We start from the raw sequence: 21155 nt of genomic DNA, 5'->3' as shown, positions 1-21155 counted from the left end.
CCCCCGTGCACCGGGGCGGCGGTGCGTCCCCGGCCGGCCGGGTCCGACCGGCCCCGCGTTCCGTCGCGAACGGGGCCGGGCCCCGGAGCTCAGGTGAAGGACCCCGAGCACATTTGTTTGCCGACGGAACAATTTGGTTTCCGTTTGTCCACGAGCCGGGCGGCCGGGTGGCCGAAGTCCCGGGGGCCGTTAGGCTCAGGGGCGGCGGGGCCACCGGCCCCGCATCACTGCGTCACATCCCAGAAGGAGATGCTCGTGCCGTCCATCGACGTCGTCGTAGCCCGGGAAATCCTGGACTCCCGAGGCAATCCCACGGTCGAGGTCGAGGTGGGCCTCGATGACGGCAGCACCGGCCGTGCCGCCGTACCGTCCGGCGCCTCCACGGGCGCCTTCGAGGCCCTGGAGCTGCGTGACGGTGACGCCAACCGCTACGGCGGCAAGGGCGTCGAGAAGGCCGTCCTCGCGGTCATCGAGCAGATCGGCCCGGAGCTCGTCGGTTACGACGCCACCGAGCAGCGCCTGATCGACCAGGCCATGTTCGACCTGGACGCCACCCCGGACAAGTCCTCGCTCGGCGCCAACGCCATCCTCGGCGTCTCGCTCGCCGTCGCGCACGCCGCCTCCGAGGCCAGCGACCTGCCGCTGTTCCGCTACCTGGGCGGCCCCAACGCGCACCTCCTGCCGGTGCCGATGATGAACATCCTGAACGGCGGCTCGCACGCCGACTCCAACGTGGACATCCAGGAGTTCATGATCGCGCCGATCGGCGCCGAGTCCTTCTCCGAGGCCCTGCGCTGGGGCACCGAGGTCTACCACACCCTCAAGAAGGTCCTGAAGTCGAAGGGCCTCGCCACCGGCCTCGGCGACGAGGGCGGCTTCGCCCCGAACCTGGGCTCCAACCGCGAGGCCCTGGACCTGATCCTCGAAGCGATCAAGGAAGCCGGTTACGTCCCCGGCCAGCAGGTCGCCCTGGCGCTCGACGTCGCCGCCTCCGAGTTCTACAAGGACGGCGTGTACCTCTTCGAGGGCAAGGAGCGCACCGCCGCCGAGATGACGGACTACTACGCCGAGCTCGTCGACGCGTACCCCCTCGTCTCCATTGAGGACCCGCTGTTCGAGGACGACTGGGCGGGCTGGAACGGCATCACCGCGCGCCTCGGCGACCAGGTGCAGCTGGTCGGCGACGACCTGTTCGTCACCAACCCGGAGCGCCTGGCCCGCGGCATCGAGGAGAACTCCGCGAACGCCCTGCTCGTCAAGGTCAACCAGATCGGTTCGCTGACCGAGACCCTGGACGCCGTGGAGCTGGCCCAGCGCAGCGGCTTCAAGTGCATGATGAGCCACCGTTCCGGCGAGACCGAGGACGTCACCATCGCCGACCTCGCCGTCGCCACCAACTGCGGCCAGATCAAGACCGGCGCCCCGGCCCGCTCCGAGCGCGTCGCCAAGTACAACCAGCTCCTGCGCATCGAGGAGATCCTCGACGACGCCGCCGTCTACGCGGGCCGCAGCGCCTTCCCGCGGTTCAAGGGCTGATCGCACGACACGCACGACCACCCCGTCCGGCCCCCGACCCGGGGGCCGCACGCGGTGGCTGCGGGACGTCCCCGCACCCGGTCCCGTACCGTGTGCGGGGACGTACGCACATCACGGGAGTGACGGGGAGGCCGAGAGATGGCCGTCAAGGACCGGGACCGGTTCTCGACCGCGACCAGGTTGCGGGTGCTCGGCGAGCAGACCGCCGCCCGCGTCTACCGCTCCCAGACCCGCCGCCAGGCCCGCCGCTCCCGTCTCACTGGCCGGGCCGCCCTGCTGACCCTGGTCCTGTGCTCGCTGATCGTCGCGCTGGCCTTCCCGATGCGGCAGTACGTCTCGCAGCGCGCCGACATCGCCGACCAGCTCCGCGAACAGGAAGAGGCCAGGGCCCGGGTCGAACAGCTCCGGGACGACAAGGCCCGCTGGCAGGACGACGCCTACGCCGAGCAGCGCATAAGGGAGCGGCTGCACTACGTGATGCCCGGCGAGATCGGCTACACGGTGGTCGACCCGCGCGCGGACGAGGAGCACCGGGCCGACCGGGGCTCCACCGACCGCGCCTGGTACACCACCCTGTGGGGCGCCCTCGACCGGGCCGACGGGGCCCCCGCCCCGTCCCCCTGACCCCACCCGACGTCCGACGCCCCGGGAACCCCCGGGGGAGCGCCCGATACGGAAAGACACAGCCCCAGGCATGCACACCCCTCCGCCGACCACCCCGCGCACCGAGCCGACCGACACCGACGTCGCCGCCTTCAAGGAGCAGCTCGGACGGCCCCCGCGCGGTCTGCGCGCCATCGCGCACCGCTGCCCCTGCGGCCTGCCGGACGTCGTGGAGACGGCACCGAGGCTGCCCGACGGCACGCCCTTCCCGACGCTCTACTACCTGACGTGCCCGCGCGCCAACTCGGCGATCGGCACGCTGGAGGCCAGCGGCGTGATGAAGGAGATGACGGAGCGTCTCGCCACCGACCCGGAGCTGGCCGCCGCCTACCGGGCCGCGCACGAGGACTACGTCCGGCGCCGCGACGAGATCGAGGAGCTGACGGGCTTCCCCAGCGCGGGCGGGATGCCCGACCGGGTGAAGTGCCTGCACGTCCTGGTCGCCCACTCGCTGGCGGCCGGCCCCGGAGTGAACCCGCTGGGTGACGAGGCCATCGAGATGCTGCCCGAGTGGTGGCGCAAGGGCCCCTGCGTGACGCCCGTGACGGACACCGCCGCAGCGCCCGCGCCGGTCGCCGGGGGCCAGCGATGACCCGGGTGGCCGCGATCGACTGCGGCACCAACTCGATCCGGCTGCTGGTCGCCGACGCGGACCCGGTGACGGGCACGCTCGTCGACCTCGACCGCCGGATGACGATCGTCCGCCTCGGCCAGGGCGTGGACCGCACCGGCCGCCTCGCCCCCGAGGCACTGGAGCGGACCTTCGCCGCGTGCCGCGAGTACGCGGCGGTGATCAAGGAGCACGGCGCCGAGCGGCTGCGCTTCGTGGCGACCTCGGCGAGCCGCGACGCGGAGAACCGCGACGCGTTCGTCCGCGGCGTCCTGGACATCCTGGGCGTCGAGCCGGAGGTGATCACGGGCGACCAGGAGGCGGAGTTCTCGTTCACCGGCGCCACCCGCGAGCTGTCCGGCCGCACCGACCTGGCGAAGCCGTACCTCGTGGTGGACATCGGCGGCGGCTCCACGGAGTTCGTCGTCGGCGAGGAGCACGTACGGGCGGCCCGCTCGGTGGACGTCGGCTGCGTCCGGATGACGGAACGTCACCTCGTCCAGGACGGCACGGTCACCGACCCGCCGACCGCGGCGCAGGTCGCGGCGGTCCGCGCGGACGTCGAAGCCGCCCTCGACCTCGCGGAGCAGACGGTTCCGCTGCGCGGGGCCCGCACCCTGGTCGGCCTCGCCGGTTCGGTGACGACGGTCGCCGCCATCGCCCTGGACCTGCCGGCGTACGACTCCGCCGCGATCCACCACGCCCGCGTCCCGTACGCACGGGTCCGGGAGATCACCGAGCGCCTGCTGACGTCCACGCACGCCGAGCGCGCGGCGATACCGGTGCTGCATCCCGGGCGGGTCGACGTGATCGGCGCCGGTGCGCTGGTGCTGCTCGCGCTCATGGAGCGCATCGGCGCGGACGAGGTCGTCGTCAGCGAACACGACATCCTGGACGGCATCGCGTTCTCCCTCGCGTAGCCGCCCGGCGGGTCCTCGACGGACCTGCCCCTCCCGGCCCCGGCCCCGGCACTGCATGTGCCGGGGTCTTCGCGTGCGCGGGGTCAGGTGGCCTTCACCTCCGCCCACACGGACTTCCCCTCGGCGAGGTCCGTCACCCCCCACCGCCCCGGGCACAGGGCGTCCAGGATGACGAGACCACGTCCGCGGGTGCGGTGCGCGGACGCGTGACGCAGGCGCGGATGCCGGCGCACCCGGTCGTGGACCTCCACCCGGGTGCGGATGTCGTCGGCGTCCACCACCAGCCGCAGGAAGTCGTCGGGTCCGGCGGTCCCGTAGCGGACGGAGTTGGTGACCAGCTCACAGGCCACCAGGACGACCGTCTCGACGTGGTCGTCGGACGCGTCAGGCGCGTGGCGCCGCACGTGGTCCCGTACGAACTCGCGGGCTGCTCTGGCCGACGCGGGCTCGCCGACCAGCAGGAGAACGGGCGGCGGCCCGCCGGGCGGGGCATGTTCCATGGACTCACTTCCCTGGTGAGGCGGCCATGGGCTTGACGCTCCGGGGGAGCGTGGCTCATCGCCTGCAAAGTAGACCACTAGCTTTCAGGTGCGCTACTAGTAGCGCTACATGTATGCGTGATCTACCCTCTTTCGTGTAGCGCTGCACTCGGTCAGGATTGATGCGGCACACGCGGAGAAGTGGGAGAGGGAGAGGCATGGCCCAGGTGGGATATGAGGGAATCGCGGCCTACTACCGCCAACAGATCCAGGACGGGGTCCTCAAGCCGGGCGCCACGATGCCGTCGCTGCGTCAGGTGTGCGAGCAGTTCGGGGTGGCGAACACGACGGCCAACCGCGCGTACCGCGTGCTCAAGACGGAGGGGCTGACGCTCCCCAGGGCCGGCGTGGGCACGGTCGTCGCGGGGCCGATCAGCAACAACATCGCGGCCCGGGTGCGCCTGTACGAGTCCACGGGCAAGGCCCTGGGGGACGGCGAGACCTCCAGGGTCGTCGAGGTCGGGACGGTGGGCGCGGACGAGTTGGTCGCCCCGCGTCTCGATGTGGCCCCGGGCACTCCGGTCCACGTGCGGCGACGGATCGTCAGCCGTGAGAACGCCCCGGTGCACATCAGCAGTTCGTACTACCCCGCCCATGTGGTGGCCGTGACGCCCGAACTCGCCGAGCCCGTCTCCACCGGAGGGTCCAGGGAACTGGCTGCGGAACGGCTCGGGGTGGCGCAGGACCGCGTTCTGGAGGAGGTGACGTCGAGGCTGCCCACCGCCGCGGAGAAGGAGGCCCTGGGGCTGACCGCCAGTGTCGTCGTGACTCAGGTGGTGAGGACGGTGTACCTGGCGGACGGCCGTGTGGTGGAGGTGGCCGTGAAGGTCTCCGGCGGTGCCACGATCCTGCGGTGGGTGACTCCGTTGCGCTAGTCCTCCCGAGCGGGTACGGGCATGTCGGTCGGCTCCGAGGTGCGGGCGGGCCGGCGGAGAGCGGCGGAGCCCGCGCATCTGACGTCAACAGCCAGAGGAGACCGTGACGGAGATCGAAGGAGCCCGGTCGTTCCGGGAGGCGTGGTTCGCGGGGGTGCGCAAGCATTTCCCGGGCGAGCCGAAGCCGGGGTACGTGACCCCGTGGGAGGACACCCCCGAGTGGGAGCGGCAGGCGGCCGGAGCGGTGTACGAACAGGTGAGGCGGTTCCTCGACCTGAGCGACGGTCACGCGGCGCGGCTGAGTCGTGAGCAGAAGGGCCGGTTCGTCGCCACGTCCTGGACCGCGCAGATGTACAAGCACTTCGGGGACCCGAAGCCGGGGTACGTGGCCGACTGGCCCGACCTGCCCGAGTGGCAGCGGGAGACCGACGCGGACCTCTTCGAGACGATCGAGGCGATCGAAGCGGTCGAGGCGAGGGCGCGCTGACGCGTTTCCGCGCGCCGCTGGTGCTCCGCGGCTCACTGCCCTCGTTACACGTCGCGAAGACCGCCCACCTTGACCACGAGGACGAGGAGTTCACCGTCCTCGACCCGGTAGGCGACCCGGTAGGGGCCGACCCGGAGCCGGTAGAGCCCCGAGGGGCCGGTCAGCCTCTTGGCATCGGCGTCTTCCCGGTACGGGTCGTCGCCGAGCGCGGTCAGCGCGGTCAGGATGTGCATGGCGGCGGTCCGGTGGAGGGACCGCAGCTGCCGCTGGGCCGCCGCCGTGAACCGGAAGGCGTACTTCACGCCGTGCCCTCGCCGGACTCCGTGAACAGGTCGGCCAGCAACTCGGCCATGGTCACTGTGGGCCCGCCCGCGGCCAGCACCGCTTCCGCCTCGCGGGCCAACAGCACGTCGGCCGCCTCCTCCAGCGCTTCGAATTCCGCGATGGGCACCACGGCGGCCACCGGTACCCCGTTGCGGGTGATCACTGTGGGGGTGCCCTGCTCGGCGTGGTTGATGTGGTCGGCGAGGTGGGCCCTGGCCTCCCGGACGGTCACGGTGTTCTTCTCCACGGGGTCCATGCATGCAGTGTGCGCGTGAACGTGTACACCGACTCCTCGACGGCGTGTCGGAAGGGTGCTTCGGGGCCGCCCGGCGGGGAGCCCGACAGGCCCCCCGGAGGGCCCTCCGGGGGGCCGTGAACGCGCCGTCCCGAAGTGTTCCGGCCACCCTCTGCGAGAAAGTTCGTGAAGTTCTTCACAAGGAAAAAACCCCTGGCGAGCGCCCTGGAGGCCCCCAAGGCCCCTGCTTATGGGTCCAAGGTCCCGAGTCGGGTGACTGTGGGGTGTTCCCGACGTGTGGCACGGGTCCGGATCAAGGGGGTCGCGGTACCGGGTCGAGGGGCCGACAGTGCAGCTCAGACGGTATTGACAGGGGTGACCCAACGTACCGAGGCGGCGCAGGGTTCCCCTCGGCGTGCATGACCTCCGTCACGCGGGTCGGGCACTATAGCAGAGGGGGCAGTGATCCTTGTGAAGGGGCGCACTAAGTACCCCTCCGTGGCGGGTGGATACTCGATGCCATGAGCACCACGGAGCGTCCCAGGATCCTCGTAGTAGGCGGTGGGTACGTAGGTCTGTACGCGGCGAGCCGCATCCTCAAGAAGATGCGGTACGGAGAGGCGACGGTCACGGTCGTCGACCCGCGCTCGTACATGACGTACCAGCCCTTCCTCCCCGAAACCGCCGCCGGCAGCATCTCCCCGCGGCACGTCGTCGTCCCGCTGCGACGCGTGCTCCCCAAGGCGGAGGTCCTCACCGGTCGGGTCACCACCATCGACCAGGACCGCAAGGTCGCCACCGTGGCGCCGCTCGTCGGTGACGCGTACGAGCTGCCGTTCGACTACCTGGTGATCGCTCTCGGTGCCGTCTCCCGGACGTTCCCGATCCCGGGTCTCGCCGAGCAGGGCATCGGGATGAAGGGTGTCGAGGAGGCCATCGGCCTGCGCAACCACATCCTGGAGCAGCTCGACAAGGCCGACTCCACGACCGACGAGGAGGTCCGCCGCAAGGCGCTCACCTTCGTCTTCGTCGGCGGCGGCTTCGCTGGCGCGGAGACCATCGGCGAGGTCGAGGACATGGCCCGGGACGCGGCCAAGTACTACACCAGCGTCTCCCGCGAGGACATGCGGTTCATCCTCGTCGACGCCGCCGACAAGATCCTGCCCGAGGTGGGACCCAAGCTCGGCACGTACGGCAAGGAGCACCTCGAGGGCCGCGGGGTGGAGATCTACCTCAGCACCTCGATGGAGTCCTGCGTCGACGGCCACGTGGTGTTGAAGAACGGCCTGGAGGTCGAGTCCAACACCATCGTGTGGACCGCCGGCGTGAAGCCCAACCCCGCGCTCGCCCACTACGGTCTGCCGCTCGGCCCGCGCGGCCACGTGGACACCCAGACCACGCTCCAGGTGCAGGGCAGCGACTACATCTGGTCCGCCGGTGACAACGCGCAGGTGCCCGACGTCGCCGCCCGCAAGGCCGGGAACCCGAACGCCTGGTGCCCGCCCAACGCCCAGCACGCGCTGCGCCAGGCCAAGCTCCTCGGCGACAACGTCATCTCCGGCATGCGGGGCTTCCCGCAGAAGGAGTACAGCCACGCCAACAAGGGCGCGGTCGCGGGCCTCGGCCTGCACAAGGGCGTGGCCATGATCGTCATGGGCAAGTTCAAGATCAAGCTGCGCGGCCGGCTCGCCTGGTACATGCACCGTGGCTACCACGGCATGGCCATGCCGACCTGGAACCGCAAGATCCGGGTCTTCGCCGACTGGACCCTCGGCATGTTCCTCAAGCGCGAGGTCGTCTCGCTCGGTGCGATCGAGACGCCGCGCGAGGAGTTCTACGAGGCCGCGAAGCCGACTCCGCCGCCCGTGGCGAAGCAGGAGAAGCAGGAGAAGCTCAGCGCCTGACCCGCTGGTCGCTCCTTGCTCGTGTACGACTGTGGGGCCGTCCGCCATCCGTGGTGCGGACGGCCCCACAGTCGTACCCGGCCCGGCCCCGGCCGTACCTGCCGCGGTAGCTGCCCCCGGCTCCGTAGCCGCACCTGGCCCGCCGTCGCCCCCGGCCCGATGGCTGCCGCCCGATCCTCGGGCGTCCCGGCCCCGGTCGTCGCTCCCGGCCCGCGGACCCGTGCCGATGCCCGTAGAGCCACTCGGCGGGGCCCCGCCGAACGGATTCCGCCACCCGGAGGGTGCTGGCAAAAAACCGACCCGCACGACCCCACGACGGGACTGCACGGCCCCCGACCCGGTGTTTACGTGGTGATGGACCATCACCAGGCCCCGCCACGTAAGGACATCGCGATGCAGCCCACCGCCCGTCAGCTCCAGAACCTCGCACAACGCCTGCTGGGAGCCCCGTTCCCGCTCCGCATCCGCGCCTGGGACGGCTCGGAGTCCGGCCCGCCGCCCACGGGGACCGATCAGGACGCCACCCCCGCCCCCACCCTGGTGATCCGTCACCGAAAGGCCCTGCGCCGGCTGTTGTGGAAGCCGGGGGAGCTCGGCCTCGCCCGCGCCTGGGTCGCCGGGGACATCGATGTCGAGGGCGACCTGTACGAGGCCCTGGACCGGCTGTCCGGCGTCCTGTGGGACCGCGACGAACGGGCGCCCGGCCTGCTGGACGCGCTGCGCGACCCGTCCGTCCGCGCGGCGGCCCGCGCCTTCGCCGTCCTGTCCCGCCCCCTCCCGCCCCCGTCGCCCCCGCGCGAGGAGCGCCACCGCTCCGGCCGGCTCCATCTGCACACCCGCCGCAGCGACGAACAGGCCATCAGCCACCACTACGACGTCGGCAACGACTTCTACGAGCTGGTCCTCGGCCCGGCGATGGTCTACTCGTGCGCGTACTGGGACGTCCCGGCCCCGGGGCGCGCCCGCACGCTGGAGGACGCCCAGCGGGACAAGCTCGAACTGGTCGCGCGCAAGCTCGACCTGCGCCCCGGCACCAGACTCCTGGACGTGGGCTGCGGCTGGGGCTCCATGGCGCTGCACGCGGCGCGCGAGCACGGGGCCACGGTCGTCGGCATCACCCTGTCCCAGGAGCAGGCCGCGTACGCCCGCAAGCGGGTCGCGGAGGAGGGGCTGGCCGACCGGGTGGAGATCCGCGTCCAGGACTACCGGGACGTCCGGGACGGGCCGTTCGACGCGATCTCGTCCATCGGGATGGCGGAACACGTCGGCGCGGACCTGTACCTGGAGTACGCGCGTGACCTGTACGCCCTGCTGCGGCCCGGCGGGCGGCTGCTGAACCACCAGATCGCCCGCCGTCCGCAGCGCGACGAGACGACGTACCGGGTGGACGAGTTCATCGACGCCTACGTCTTCCCGGACGGCGAGTTGGCGCCGGTCGGCACCACGGTGAGCGCCCTGGAACGGGCCGGCTTCGAGGTGCGGGACCTGGAGTCGATCCGTGAGCACTACGCCCTCACCCTGCGCCGCTGGGTGGCCAATCTGGAGTCCGGCTGGGAGCGGGCCCTGAGTCTGGTCTCCCCGGGGCGGGCCCGGGTGTGGCGGCTGTACATGGCGGCGTCCGCGCTGTCCTTCGAGCGCAACCGGATCGGCGTCAACCAGATCCTCGCGGTGCGCACCCCTCAGTCCGGTGCGTCCGGTCTGCCGCTGCGCATCCGCACCTGGACGGAGCGCACGGCCGGTGGGGAGTTCGCTCCCGCCGCGCCCTGAATCCGGTCTCCGTACGCCCGGGGCACGGGCGTACGGGAGGGCCCCGGTACCGGGAATCCGGTACCGGGGCCCTGGAACAGCCGCTGCGGGAGGGGGGTGTCCCGGAGCGTGCTATTCCGTCTTGATGGCCGTCAGCATGTTCAGCCGGGCGGCGCTGCGCGCGGGCCACATCGCGGCCAGCACGCCGACCAGTCCGGCCAGGGCCATGAAGAGGACGATCCGTCCGCCCGGGAGGACCAACGCGTAGTCCGGGATGCTGCCCTTGATCGTCTCGCCGATGGCCCAACCGAGGAAGGAGCCGAGGACGATGCCGACGGTGGCGCCGAAGAGCGAGATCACGATCGCCTCCAGCCGGATCATCCGCTTCACGCGCCGCCGGTCGAGGCCGATGGCCCGCAGCATGCCGATCTCCTGCTGACGCTCGAACACCGACATGGCCAGGGTGTTGATGACGCCGAGGATCGCGATGATCAGGGCCATTCCCAGCAGCCCGTACATGATGTTCAGCATCATGTTGATCATGCCGCCGATCTCGTCGCGGAACTCCTTCTGGTCCTGGACCTTCATGCCCGGGTTGTTGCCGAGGGCGTCCACGAGGGCCTTCTCGTTCGCCTCGGTGGTGCCGCCCTGCATCGTGACCCAGATCTCCTGGATGGCGGACTGCGTCAGGTACGGGGTGGCCAGTTCGCGGGGCAGGAGGTAGGGCGAGACGAAGTCGTTGTCCTCGAAGACCGCGGCGATCGTGAGCTGCTGCGTGTCCTTCTTGCCGTTGCCCTCGAAGGTGACGGGGATCGTGTCGCCGGCCTTCCAGCCCTGCTTGTCCGCGGTCTTCTCGGCGACGGCGATCTGCCCCTGGCCGAGCGCGTCGAACGAACCGTTCACGACGGGCAGGTGGTAGACCTTGTCGACCCCGTCCGCGGTCACCGCGGAGGCGTGGCGCTCCTTGCCCTCGACCCGCACCTGGATCGCCTCCTGGGGCGACAGGGCCTCGATGCCCTTGGCCTTCTCCAGCAGTGCGAGCGAGGAGTCGTCCAACGGGTGGCCGCTGGACATGGAGATCCGGAAGTCACCGCGCACCTGGTCGGTGGTGCTGCGGTCGATCGCCTGGCTGATCGAGGCGCCGATCACGGTCAGCCCGGTGACCAGGGTCAGACCGATGGCGAGCGCGGAGGCGGTGGCACCGGTGCGGCGCGGGTTGCGGACTGCGTTCTGTGCGGCGAGCTTCCCGGAGACCCCGAAGGCCCTGGTCAGCAGCGGGCGGAACACCGCGATCACCGGGCGGGCGAGCTGCGGGATCAGGATGATGAAGCCGATGAGCGTCAGGAAGGCGCCCACGGCGATGAGCATGCGACCGCTGCTGCCCTGGGCCGCGCCCGCGGTGATCCCGAGGGCGCCCGCACCGGCGAGGACGGCACCGATGATGTTCCGCACCAGCAGGGACTTGCCGGAGGCGACCGCGTGGACGCTGCTCATCGCGGCGACCGGCGGGATCTTCGCGGCGCGGCGCGCGGGCAGCCAGGCGGCGAGCACGGTGACCGCGATGCCGACGCCCAGCGCGGACAGCACCGCGGCGGCGGAGACGACCAGCGGGCCGTCCGGGATCTTCATGTCCAGGGCGTTCAGCGTGGAACGCAGCCCGGTGGCGAGCCCGAGGCCCACGCCGAAGCCGATGAGCGAGGCGACCGTGCCGACGAACAGGGCTTCCATGATCACGGAGCGCTTGACCTGCGGCCGGGAGGCGCCGACGGCGCGCATCAGGGCCAGTTCGCGGGTGCGCTGGGCGACCAGCATCGTGAAGGTGTTGGCGATCAGGAAGATGCCCACGAACAGCGCGATGCCGGCGAAGGCCAGCAGCATCGTGTTCATGTTCTTCATCGAGTCCTTGATCATCTTGGCCTCGTCGGCCGCCGCCTTCTCGGCGGTCTTCGCCTTGGAGCCCTTGGGCAGCAGCGGCTTGACCTCGTCGAGGATCTGCTGCGCCGAGGCGCCGGACTTCGCGGCGACGGTGAAGCTCTCGAAGTGGCCGGGCCGCAGGTACTGCTTCTGCGCGACGGAGGTGTCGAACAGGACGAGGCTGCCGCCCGCGCTCACCTGACCGTCGTCGGTGGTGAAGATCCCGGCGAGGTCGTACTCCTGGACCGTTCCGGTCGTCGCGACCCGCACGGTGTCCCCGACCGCGTAGCCGCCCTTGTCGGCGGTGGTCTTGTCGAGGGCGATCTGTCCGTCCTGGACGGGGCCCTTGCCCTGGACGAAGTCGAACGCCGCGTCCTTGCCGCTGTCGTCGGGGGCGAAGTTGCGCCCGGTGTTGGACCAGCCGACGCCGAGCAGCTTGCCGTCCTCGTCGGCGACCCCGGCGAAGCCGGAGACCCGGCCGGTGACCTCGTCGACCCCGTCAACGCCCTGCACCTTGGTGAGGGTGCCCGCGGGGATGCCGAGCCGCTGACCGTCCTTCTCCGGGCCGTCGACGACCACGGCGATGTCGTCGTAGCTCTTGGCGGACTGGCTGCTGAAGGCTTTGCCGAGGGTGTCGGTGAAGACCAGGGTGCCGGAGACGAAGGCGACGCCGAGCGTGACGGCGAGCACGGTCATCAGCAGCCTGGCCTTGTGCGCGAGTACGTTGCGCAAGGCGGTACGGAACATGAGTGAAGTCCTGGGGTGAGGGCCGCGGGATACGGCGGTACGACGGGCGGCCGGGCTGCGGGTCGGTGCGACGGGGGAGCCCGGAGGGTCAGCTGACGCGGCCCTTGGCGTCGAACGCCTTCATCCGGTCCAGCACGGCATCGGCCGTGGGGGCGTGGATCTCGTCGACGATCCGTCCGTCGGCGAGGAAGATCACCCGGTCCGCGTAGGAGGCGGCGACGGCGTCGTGGGTCACCATGACGACGGTCTGACCCAGCTCGCGCACCGAGTTGCGCAGGAAGCCGAGGACCTCGGCGCCGGAGCGCGAGTCGAGGTTTCCGGTCGGCTCGTCACCGAAGATGATCTCCGGCCGGGAGGCCAGGGCGCGGGCCACGGCCACGCGCTGCTGCTGACCGCCGGAGAGCTGGGTGGGACGGTGCCCGAGGCGGGCCCGCAGACCGATCATGTCGATGACCGCGTTCACCCACTGCTGGTCCGGCTTGCGGCCGGCGATGTCCATCGGGAGCGTGATGTTCTCCAGGGCCGTCAGGGTCGGCAGCAGGTTGAACGCCTGGAAGATGAAGCCGATCTTGTCCCGGCGGAGCTGGGTGAGCTGCTTGTCCTTGAGCGTGCTCAGCTCGGTCTCGCCTATCCGGACGGAGCCGCTGCTGAAGCTGTCGAGCCCGGCGACGCAGTGCATCAGCGTCGACTTGCCGGAACCGGAAGGGCCCATGATCGCGGTGAACTGGCCCTGGTGGAAGTCGACGGTGACGTGGTCGAGCGCGACCACCTTGGTCTCGTCCTGGCCGTAGACCTTGCTCAGGTTCGTGGCGCGGGCGGCCACACCCGTGGCGCGGTCTGCGATGGAGGTGGTGGTCACGGAGGGCACTCCCTGTCGGTTCGGGGTGGGACGTCTTCCATCCTGTCCGCCGATCCGGGCCGTGGAGTCAGCCGCTGTTCCGGTTCCGGGGACAACCCTTGGTCGCACCGGACCGCCCCGAGTCATACCTGGGGATGACCCGCGTCTGCGACCGGGGCCATGTCCTCCAGCACGGGCGGCGGGCCCGGGCATCGGTGCCGGTGGGGCGGGGCGGCTGTCAGTGGCCCGGTGCACAGTGGTGCCGTGCCGGGCAGCCCCGGCGGTGCGCCCCCGGGTCGCCCGGCGCGTCCGCGCACCCCACCCGGCGCGTCCTCGCGCCACCGAGCAGAAGGGGGACCGCCGTGCCGGTCACCAACGAGAAGGTCGCCGCACTGGTCGCCGATTCCGCGCTGCTGGGCGGGATGTACACCGACGAGTACTTCCCCGACCACCTGGTCGACCGGGGAGTCGCCGTCCTGCTGCGGCTGTGCGAGCGGATCGAGTCCGAAGGCCCCGCGGACCTCACGGCGTTGTACGCCCTCACCGCCGTCGCGACGGAGGAGTTCAACGACCTGGAGTCGGTGTTCGAGGCGGAGGGCAGCGAACTGGAGACCGTCGCGCGCGAGGAGATCTGCGAAGCGTTCTTCCTCGTGGCCGGGTGCTACGGCTTCGTGGACGCCGATCCGGAACGGCTGGTCGAGGCGCGCGAGTGGTGACGGCTCCGGCGCGTTGACGGGGGACGGAGCCCGACGGTGACCGGCGCGCCCCTCCGGGCGCTGACGGCGGTCGCAGCGCGCCGGTGTGCGACGGTGCGCGGGGGCGTGCGGCAGCGTGCGGCGGCTTGGTGAAGGCGGCGCGGACAACCCGTGTGGGTGGTGTGTGCAGGGGTTGGGTTGACGTTTCGCTTCGGGCGGTGGCCGAAACCCACGCGAACGACTGAACGACCCCCTACACCGACGGTGAATTCCCGTCATTTCACGCTCGGCATGGGAGCCGACGGATGAGGGCAATCTTTGGGTGCGGACGGGAGGGCCCCGGTGTCTGATGCTCCCTCAGACCTCAATAAAATCAGACAACATCGGGCTTCGGTTCGGCTGTTCGGGCTACCCGTCCGGCTAGGCTCGGACCCCTGGTCACGGAGCCATGGCCCTGAGCCCGGATGGTGGAATGCAGACACGGCGAGCTTAAACCTCGCTGCCCCGCGCGGGGCGTACCGGTTCAAGTCCGGTTCCGGGCACCGATCTTCACACGATCGCCCCACCAGCCGAAGCGGGCTGGTGGGCACGACTCCTTCACGGGGGTGGGGAACGCCGTGGGTACTCCGCGGGCGATTCCCCTCCCACGCGACCCGCTCAGAGCAGGAAAAAGCCGCGAAGCGGATCGCCCGGATCGTGGCACGTGGGCCCCGCTCCACGACCGGCGGGGCTGACCCACCGGTTCCCGAGCTCTTCGCCGTAGACGACGTCCACTTCTACTGCGCCGCGGTCGGCTGTGACCTCTGCGCCCGCTCGATGAGCACGTGCTGAAGCGACGCCACCTCGGGGACGCTCGTGCGCGCCCGGGGTCGTCGCCGGGGGTTGCCGGGCGCCCCGGCAGCAGTCGCAGGCAGGGGATCGCGGCCCGGAGAACGAAGTTCCCCCGACAGCAGGTCACTTCGCCCGGTGCTCAGCGCCGCGCGCGTGCGGGCCGGGCGACCAGCCGCACATCGGGGCCGGAGCGGGCCACGTCCAGCAGTTCGCAGCGGAGGATGTCGTCCATGGTGCCGATCGTCCCGCCTTCGAGTCCACTCTTGCCGCGCCCGAGGAGCGCCGGCGCGACGTAGGCGATGATCCGGTCGACCAACCCGGCGGAGACGAACGACGCGGCGAGTGTCGGACCGCCTTCCAGGAACACACCCCGTACGTCGCGGTCCCGGAGCTCCCGTAGCAGTGCCGTCAGGTCGAGACCGCCTCCCCGCGCGGCACGCGGCAGCCGCACGACCGTGGCGAGGCCACACAGATGGGTGGCCTCGGCGTCCTCGGCGACGGCGATCAGCGTGGGCGCGACGTCGTCCAGCACCCGTGCATTGGCGGGCGTACGGGCCCGGGTGTCGACGATCACCCGCCAAGGCTGTTCCTCGACCGGCACGGCCACCCGCAGAGAGGGGTCGTCCCGCACCGAACGCACCGCGAGGTGGGGGTCGTCGGCCTGCTGCGTGCCCGAGCCGACCACCGTCGCCCCGCACGCCGACCGCAGTGCGTGCACCTCGGCACGGGATTCCGCACTGGTGATCCACTGGCTGGTGCCGTCCACCGCGGCGATGCGCCCGTCCAGAGTGGCCGCGTACTTGTAGACGACGTACGGCCGTCCGTCGACGGTGTGCCATTCGTCGGTGCCGACCAACTCGCTGCTGTGCACGGGCCCTCCCACGGGGATTCGGTAGGCGCGAGCCTAGGTCAGATCGCTGCGACCGCTTCGACGAGTCCCCGCACCGCGCTGGTGGTCCGCCACGGGGTGAGGGCGGTGACGACCCGTCGCAGTTCTGCCGTCGTGCGCCGCGAATCGGTCTCGCGCATGATCTCCAGCGCCTCCAGGGCGGTGACGCATGCCGCGTCGGGCGACCGGGCGGCGGCGTGTGCGGTGGCGAGTCGTGCGAGATGGAGTCCCCGCTCCCGCTGGTAGCTGCCGGGCCAGTGATCCAAAGCTCGTTGGTAGGACGCCACTGCCTCGGCAGGATGGCCTAGGAGTAGCTGGCACGCTGCCCTTTGGGCCTCGACGTACGCGGGGACGCAGTATCCGCCGAGTTGGTCAGCCCGGGTGGCCCGGGTTCCCGCGGCGAGTTCGTGTGCGGTCGCTATGGCACGGGCCGCCTCGGTGCCGTCGCCGGCCAGGGCATGGCCGTGGGCCCGCTGAATGTGTGCGGAGGCCCGGACGCGTTCCGGTACATCGCCTCGGACGAGCAGTGCGGCCGAGGCCAAGCCGATGGCCCGCTGTCGCTGGTTCAGGCCGACGGACTGCTGGGCCTTGCGCATCAGGACGAATGCTTGAAGCGCGGGGTCGTCCGCCTCCTGTGCCCATTCCATGGCGCGGTCGGACCACCACAGTCCCACCTCCGGCTGCCCGAGGTCCTCGTGGAGCCAACCGGCGAACTCGGCCCATTCGGAGGCTGTCCGGAGGACACCGGCGCGGAGGTTTCCCGAGGCCGAGGAGAGGACCTGTTCCTCGATCACGGCGAGGTGGTCTCGTACCGCCCCGATGACGCAGTGCGGGCCGTAGAGGCTGTCGGACTGGACGAGGGTGGCACGGAGACCGCGGAGATGAGCGACAACGGCAGGGTTCAGGGGACGACGGCGCGAGCTGTCGCCGGACGGCGGCAGACCCAAGCTGGCGGCCGTGCCGAGGAGCTGACGCCGGTTCATCGGACGAGTGGTGCCTGCACGGTGATTGTAGGGGCCGTTCCCCGCGAGTCCGAGGAGGGTCGGGGAGATACCGAGCCGGTCGGCGACCATCGAGAGCACGTCCATGTCTTTGGCTGACTGGCGTCCGCGCTCCAAGCGACTGACCGTGGATTGGCTGTATCCGCACATGTCCGCGAGCTGCCGCTGAGTCCATCCACGCTCTCGTCGTGCGGTTCTGATGGCCTGGCCGTTGCTGCGGTGACGGGGTGTCTGCTCCATGCTCCGGTCCCGGGATGCGGTGGCAGGGGGTCGTCCCAGGGATACCCAAGGTAGTGACTTCGGTTCGAGTCTGTATGCAGCTCGTGCATAACGACAGCGTGTGCTGCATACGGGCAAGCCTGCTGGGCGAAGGACGCGTTCTCCTTGCTGCAAGAGCTCATCCTCAGGGAGACGATCATGGACAGTAGGCGGCGGCAGCTGACGCCGGACGCGGCAGCGCGCACCCGCACAACGAGGGGCGGCACGGCACCGCGTCGGCTCCTGATCGTCACGTGCGTGGTGCCCCTCAAGGACCGGGGGACCGCCCCACCCGTGCGCCCAGCGGCCGACAGGACCGCGTTCACCCAGTCGCTACCGAGGGCGCCGCAGTCAGCGGGGGTCGCACGGCGTCTGGTCTCCTCGGCTCTTCGAGCCTGGGGGGCGGATGCGGTGGAGGACGCGGCGTGGCTGGTGGTCACCGAGCTCGTGTCGAACGCCGTCGTGCACACAGGGGTCGGTTCCGTTCGACTGACCGTGACCCGGCGCAACGAACGCTTCGTACGGATCGCCGTAGCGGACCGGTCGCTACGGGTACCGCGGTCGTTCTCCCCTGACCCGGGTGACGAGTCAGGGCGAGGACTCTCGATCGTGGCCGCGCTGTGCGGTGGTCGATGGGGCGTGGACCGGCTGAGTCGGGGCAAGTGCGTGTGGGCCGAGTTGCCCGCCACCGCCGAGCCACCGCGGTGAACTCGGCGTCGGCCCGTTCCCCCGGTGGCGACTCACGGGGGCCCGGGGCCGAGCAGGGTGAAGGCGCCGTACGCACCGGAGGCGAGTGCCGCCGCACCCACGACCGCCCCCGCCAGGGCCCCGCGCCGCACCCCCGCGAGAGCCACCGCCGCCGGGAGCAGCAGGGGGAACGCCGGCATCATCAGCCGCGGCCTGGAGCCGAAGTACCCGGAGCCGATCAGTGAGATCACCACGACCGCGGTGCCGTAGACGATGACAGGGAGGGGCTGCCGCTGGCGCAGGCACAGCCATCCCACCCAGAAGAGGAGACCGAAGGCCGCGCACAGCCCGAGGCCCGCGAGGACGTTGCGGCCGAACTGCTCCACCACGAACGAGGCGAGCGCCACGCCCCCGTCGATCCGGTTGTTCCACCCCGCCTGTACGTCGAAGTACGCGAACGGCCGGCCCTCGTGCACCGCCACGAAGACGATGTACGCGAGCCAGCCCAGCGGGGCCAGACAGACCCCGGCGATCATCCGTGCGTGCCCGCGCAAGGACTCGCCCGCGCGGTACGCGGTCACCAGCCGCCACACTGCGGTGATCCCGATCGCCGCGATCAGCGCCGCCGCGGTCGGCCGGGTGAGCCCGGCCCCGGCGCACAGCAGCCCGGCCGTGATCCAGCGCTCGGTCAGGACGGCGTACAGCGCCCAGGCCGCGAGCGCCGTGAACAGCGTCTCGGTGTACGCCATGGACTGCACGAACGCGGTCGGGTAGGCCCCCCACAGCGCGGCCAGCAGAACGCCAGCCCGAGGCCCGTACGCCCGTGCGCCGACGGCGTAGATGCCCCAGGCGGCCACCAGCGAGGCGAGCCACGACACCAGCAGGCCCGCGCCCGCGGCGTCCAGCGGGAGCAGGGCGGACAGGCCCCGCTCCAGGGCGGGGAGCAGCGGGAAGAACGCCAGGTCGGAGTGGACCGAGCCGTCCGCGAGCCGGACCTCGTACCCGTAGCCGTTCTCGGCGATCCGCTGGTACCAGACCGCGTCCCAACGGCCGCTCAGCCGGTGCAGCCCGTCCCCGTCCGTGGCGGCCGAGACCACCGAGAGGAGCGCGAGGCCGGTCAGCCGCACCGCGGCGTACGCCAGCAGCGCGGGCGCGGCCCGCCGCAGGGTCGGCCGTGGCGGGTGGACACCGGGACCGGGCGCCGCCGTCGTCGGCGCGGGCAGGGTGAGGGGGGCGGCCTTGGTGTCGGGCATGGGGGCGATTCTCCCGGACCCGAAAGCGGGGCACCCCGGCGGAGTCAATTCCCCGGGCGCCGCGGTGGCGAACGGCCGGGCCGGCGTATCTGCGGCACGGAAATCCGGGGAATTCGCTCCGGTATACGGGAATGATCAGCGGACCGGCCCGGCGCCCCGGACGGGGGAGTCCGGTGGCGGGTGGGCACCCGGTCGGTGAGAGTGGCGTCGAACGGCCGCGGTCGCCCGGGGCGGGCCCGGGCGCCGCGGGGGCGCACGTGTGACGAACGCGACCCCTCGGCGCGCCGACGGGACCGGGGGCGCGGGTGAGAAACGCGGCCATCCGGGAAACTGAAGAAGGAACGGTAAGCACAGGTGAGCGTGTGGGAACACACGGCTACGGCCGGGCGTTCTTCCGTAACGGAAGGGGAAAGATCCTCCCTAGGCACTAGGGGAGATGCTTTGCCCGCACATTACTCTTGAGGCCAAGGCCGCGCAGCGCGGCCATGGAGGAGTGAAATGAGGAGCAGTAACCCGGTCTTCTCGCGTCGGGGGTTCAGCCGCGACAACGGCTACGCGGGGTTCAACGCCGCGCCGCAGGCCGGGGGACCCGCCGTCCAGACCCAGGGCAACCCGTACGCGCAGGGCGCCCCCGCGCCCACCAACCCGTACGCCCAGAACCCTTACGCCCAGCCGGACGGCCTCCAGGGCACCGGCACGTCGGCCCCGGCCGGCACCGGACGCATGACGATGGACGACGTCATCATGCGCACGGGGACGACCCTCGGCATTCTCATCGTCACGGCCGCACTGGCCTGGGCGCTGCTGCCCGTGGACGACGCGAACATCGCGCGGTCCATCGGGGTCGCCGTCGTCGCGGGTCTCGCCGCGATGGTGCTGGGCCTCGTCCAGTCCTTCAAGCGCAAGGCGTCGCCCGCGCTGATCGTGACGTACGCGGCCCTGGAAGGCGTCTTCCTCGGCGTCATCTCCAGCATCGTGGACAACCGCATCGCGAGCGGTGCGGCAATGCAGGCCGTGATCGGCACGATGGCGGTCTTCGCCGCGGTGCTCGTCGCCTACAAGGCCGGCTGGATCCGCGTCAACCGCCGCTTCTACGGCTTCGTGATGGCGGCGGCGCTCGGCTTCATGCTGCTGATGGCCGTGAACCTGCTGTTCGCGGTGCTCGGCGGCGGTGACGGCCTCGGCTTCCGCAGCGGCACGCTCGGCATCATCATGGGCATCGTCGGTGTCCTGCTCGGTGCGGCGTTCCTGGCCATCGACTTCAAGCAGGTCGAGGACGGTATCGCGTACGGTGCGCCCCGCGAGGAGGCGTGGCTGGCCGCGTTCGGCATGACGCTGACGCTCGTGTGGATCTACATGGAGTTCCTGCGGCTGATCGCCATCCTCCAGAGCAGCGACTAGTCAGTTCCGACGGCGGCCCCGCGAACCCTTCCGGTTCGCGGGGCCGTTCCGTTTCCCCGCGGCCCCTTCGGGTGCGTTCACCTGGCGGTGAGCTGTCCGGTGCGGTGCGCTGGGCCGTTGCGCAGTTCCCCGCGCCCCCTTCGGGTGCGTCCCCCTGAGGGTTCGCTGTTCTGCTCGGGTGCGCTGGTGTTTCGCGCAGTTCCCCGCGCCCCTTATCGGGCCGCTTCCAGCGCGGGTGCGCCCTGCCGTGCGGATGGGCGGACGACGGCGGCGAGGAGCGCCCCAGATCCAGGGGCGCGGGGAACTGCGCGAATCCACAGCGCACTGCACAGGACAGCGCACCTCCAGTGGAACGCACCCGAAGGGGCGCGGGCGAGCAGGACAGCGCAGCCAGAGGCGGACGTACCGAAGGGGCGCGGGGAACTGCGCGGGCAACCACTACGCACCCGCGGTGAACAAACGACCCGCTAGGGTTCGTACCGTGCTTGATACGACGCCGCTGACCGCCGCCGTGGACCGTTTCGCCGACCACCTGAGAGCGGCCCCGCAGAGCCGGCTCCAGCGAGGCGCAGCGGCCGAGGCCCTGTCCCTGGCCAGGGAACTCTCGGTGCGGGCGCAGCAGATCGAGGCCCCCGGCACGGAGCCCCGGGAGATGCCCGACGCGGGCATGTTCGCCGTCGCCGACCAGATCACCGTGGCGGGCCGGGACCTGGCGGTGGCCCTCAGGGAGCCCGATCAGCTCGCGGAGGCGATCGCCTTGGTCGAGGAAGCGCAGAAGCGCGCCGGCGTCTGACCCGCGCCG

At 71.2% G+C, this 21155-nt stretch carries 20 protein-coding genes, 1 tRNA gene and 1 pseudogene; 13 read left to right on the top strand and 9 right to left on the bottom strand.

The window, feature by feature from the left end; genetic code table 11:
* The first annotated feature begins 255 nt into the window (after positions 1–255).
* From eno to ACFV88_RS06265, 4 genes are all read left to right on the top strand, one after another.
* Positions 256–1536 (top strand): phosphopyruvate hydratase, encoded by a 1281-nt coding sequence (gene eno, locus ACFV88_RS06280; RefSeq protein ID WP_385486578.1) that lies wholly within the window; start codon positions 256–258, stop codon positions 1534–1536.
* 138 nt (positions 1537–1674) lie between these two features.
* The gene (locus ACFV88_RS06275; protein WP_385486576.1) at positions 1675–2160 is read left to right on the top strand and encodes a septum formation initiator family protein; all 486 of its coding nucleotides are present in this window, start codon (positions 1675–1677) and stop codon (positions 2158–2160) included.
* 70 nt (positions 2161–2230) lie between these two features.
* Positions 2231–2791 carry a DUF501 domain-containing protein gene (locus tag ACFV88_RS06270; protein ID WP_385486574.1) on the top strand — a complete coding sequence of 187 codons (561 nt, stop codon included), beginning with the start codon at positions 2231–2233 and terminating at the stop codon, positions 2789–2791.
* A complete protein-coding gene (locus ACFV88_RS06265; RefSeq protein WP_385486572.1) occupies positions 2788–3729 on the top strand; it encodes an exopolyphosphatase in 942 nt (313 codons plus the stop codon). Before ACFV88_RS06270 ends, ACFV88_RS06265 begins: the two co-directional genes overlap by 4 nt.
* Before the next feature lie 83 nt (positions 3730–3812).
* Here the strand turns inward: ACFV88_RS06265 and ACFV88_RS06260 are convergent, their stop codons facing one another.
* On the bottom strand, positions 3813–4229 hold the full coding sequence (locus ACFV88_RS06260; protein ID WP_385486570.1) for an ATP-binding protein: 417 nt from the start codon (positions 4227–4229) through the stop codon (positions 3813–3815).
* A 197-nt stretch (positions 4230–4426) separates the two neighbouring features.
* Between ACFV88_RS06260 and ACFV88_RS06255 the strand changes: the two genes are divergently transcribed.
* Both ACFV88_RS06255 and ACFV88_RS06250 read left to right on the top strand, forming a co-directional pair.
* The gene (locus ACFV88_RS06255; RefSeq protein ID WP_385486568.1) at positions 4427–5143 is read left to right on the top strand and encodes a GntR family transcriptional regulator; all 717 of its coding nucleotides are present in this window, start codon (positions 4427–4429) and stop codon (positions 5141–5143) included.
* A 103-nt stretch (positions 5144–5246) separates the two neighbouring features.
* Complete coding sequence (locus tag ACFV88_RS06250; protein WP_385486566.1) at positions 5247–5630, top strand: hypothetical protein; 384 nt, start codon at positions 5247–5249, stop codon at positions 5628–5630.
* 44 nt (positions 5631–5674) lie between these two features.
* On the opposite strand, the gene ACFV88_RS06245 is transcribed toward ACFV88_RS06250, so the two are convergent.
* The gene (locus ACFV88_RS06245) at positions 5675–5932 is read right to left on the bottom strand and encodes a type II toxin-antitoxin system RelE/ParE family toxin (RefSeq protein WP_385486564.1); all 258 of its coding nucleotides are present in this window, start codon (positions 5930–5932) and stop codon (positions 5675–5677) included.
* Positions 5929–6201 carry a type II toxin-antitoxin system Phd/YefM family antitoxin gene (locus ACFV88_RS06240; RefSeq protein WP_385486751.1) on the bottom strand — a complete coding sequence of 91 codons (273 nt, stop codon included), beginning with the start codon at positions 6199–6201 and terminating at the stop codon, positions 5929–5931. Before ACFV88_RS06240 ends, ACFV88_RS06245 begins: the two co-directional genes overlap by 4 nt.
* Positions 6202–6710: 509 nt before the next feature.
* On the opposite strand from ACFV88_RS06240, the gene ACFV88_RS06235 reads away from it, so the two are divergent.
* Positions 6711–8093 (top strand): NAD(P)/FAD-dependent oxidoreductase, encoded by a 1383-nt coding sequence (locus ACFV88_RS06235; protein WP_385486562.1) that lies wholly within the window; start codon positions 6711–6713, stop codon positions 8091–8093.
* A gap of 393 nt (positions 8094–8486) precedes the next feature.
* The gene (locus ACFV88_RS06230; protein WP_385486560.1) at positions 8487–9860 is read left to right on the top strand and encodes a class I SAM-dependent methyltransferase; all 1374 of its coding nucleotides are present in this window, start codon (positions 8487–8489) and stop codon (positions 9858–9860) included.
* A gap of 111 nt (positions 9861–9971) precedes the next feature.
* Here ACFV88_RS06230 and ACFV88_RS06225 read toward each other — a convergent pair whose 3' ends face one another.
* Positions 9972–12500 (bottom strand): ABC transporter permease, encoded by a 2529-nt coding sequence (locus ACFV88_RS06225; RefSeq protein WP_385486558.1) that lies wholly within the window; start codon positions 12498–12500, stop codon positions 9972–9974.
* Positions 12501–12588: 88 nt separating this feature from the next.
* Positions 12589–13359 carry an ABC transporter ATP-binding protein gene (locus ACFV88_RS06220; protein ID WP_385486556.1) on the bottom strand — a complete coding sequence of 257 codons (771 nt, stop codon included), beginning with the start codon at positions 13357–13359 and terminating at the stop codon, positions 12589–12591.
* Positions 13360–13700: 341 nt separating this feature from the next.
* Between ACFV88_RS06220 and ACFV88_RS06215 the strand changes: the two genes are divergently transcribed.
* Both ACFV88_RS06215 and ACFV88_RS06210 read left to right on the top strand, forming a co-directional pair.
* Positions 13701–14054, top strand: coding sequence for a DUF5713 family protein (locus tag ACFV88_RS06215; protein ID WP_385486554.1), 354 nt, complete (start codon positions 13701–13703; stop codon positions 14052–14054).
* Positions 14055–14491: 437 nt separating this feature from the next.
* Positions 14492–14575 (top strand) — tRNA-Leu (locus tag ACFV88_RS06210).
* 428 nt (positions 14576–15003) lie between these two features.
* Here the strand turns inward: ACFV88_RS06210 and ACFV88_RS06205 are convergent.
* The 3 genes and pseudogenes from ACFV88_RS06205 to ACFV88_RS06195 all read right to left on the bottom strand — a co-directional run.
* Positions 15004–15735, bottom strand: a complete 732-nt coding sequence (locus ACFV88_RS06205) for a RibD family protein (RefSeq protein WP_385486552.1) — start codon at positions 15733–15735, stop codon at positions 15004–15006.
* 38 nt (positions 15736–15773) lie between these two features.
* On the bottom strand, positions 15774–16736 hold the full coding sequence (locus tag ACFV88_RS06200; RefSeq protein ID WP_385486759.1) for a hypothetical protein: 963 nt from the start codon (positions 16734–16736) through the stop codon (positions 15774–15776).
* Positions 16737–16799: 63 nt separating this feature from the next.
* Positions 16800–16994: pseudogene (locus tag ACFV88_RS06195) on the bottom strand (helix-turn-helix domain-containing protein); the annotation flags it as partial.
* Between the two features lie 177 nt (positions 16995–17171).
* On the opposite strand from ACFV88_RS06195, the gene ACFV88_RS06190 reads away from it, so the two are divergent.
* Positions 17172–17720: an ATP-binding protein gene (locus ACFV88_RS06190; protein WP_385486550.1), complete on the top strand. Its 549-nt coding sequence runs from the start codon at positions 17172–17174 to the stop codon at positions 17718–17720.
* A 32-nt stretch (positions 17721–17752) separates the two neighbouring features.
* On the opposite strand, the gene ACFV88_RS06185 is transcribed toward ACFV88_RS06190, so the two are convergent.
* Positions 17753–18952, bottom strand: a complete 1200-nt coding sequence (locus tag ACFV88_RS06185; protein WP_385486548.1) for a glycosyltransferase family 39 protein — start codon at positions 18950–18952, stop codon at positions 17753–17755.
* 498 nt (positions 18953–19450) lie between these two features.
* On the opposite strand from ACFV88_RS06185, the gene ACFV88_RS06180 reads away from it, so the two are divergent.
* Together ACFV88_RS06180 and ACFV88_RS06175 are read left to right on the top strand one after the other, a co-directional pair.
* A complete protein-coding gene (locus ACFV88_RS06180) occupies positions 19451–20353 on the top strand; it encodes a Bax inhibitor-1/YccA family protein (protein WP_385486546.1) in 903 nt (300 codons plus the stop codon).
* A 481-nt stretch (positions 20354–20834) separates the two neighbouring features.
* Positions 20835–21146 (top strand): hypothetical protein, encoded by a 312-nt coding sequence (locus ACFV88_RS06175; RefSeq protein WP_385486544.1) that lies wholly within the window; start codon positions 20835–20837, stop codon positions 21144–21146.
* Positions 21147–21155: the final 9 nt, after the last annotated feature.

Origin of the sequence: Streptomyces sp. NPDC059816 (assembly GCF_042732055.1) — a bacterium.
Classification (GTDB): domain Bacteria; phylum Actinomycetota; class Actinomycetes; order Streptomycetales; family Streptomycetaceae; genus Streptomyces.
This window is presented reverse-complemented; position numbering and strand designations above follow the sequence as displayed.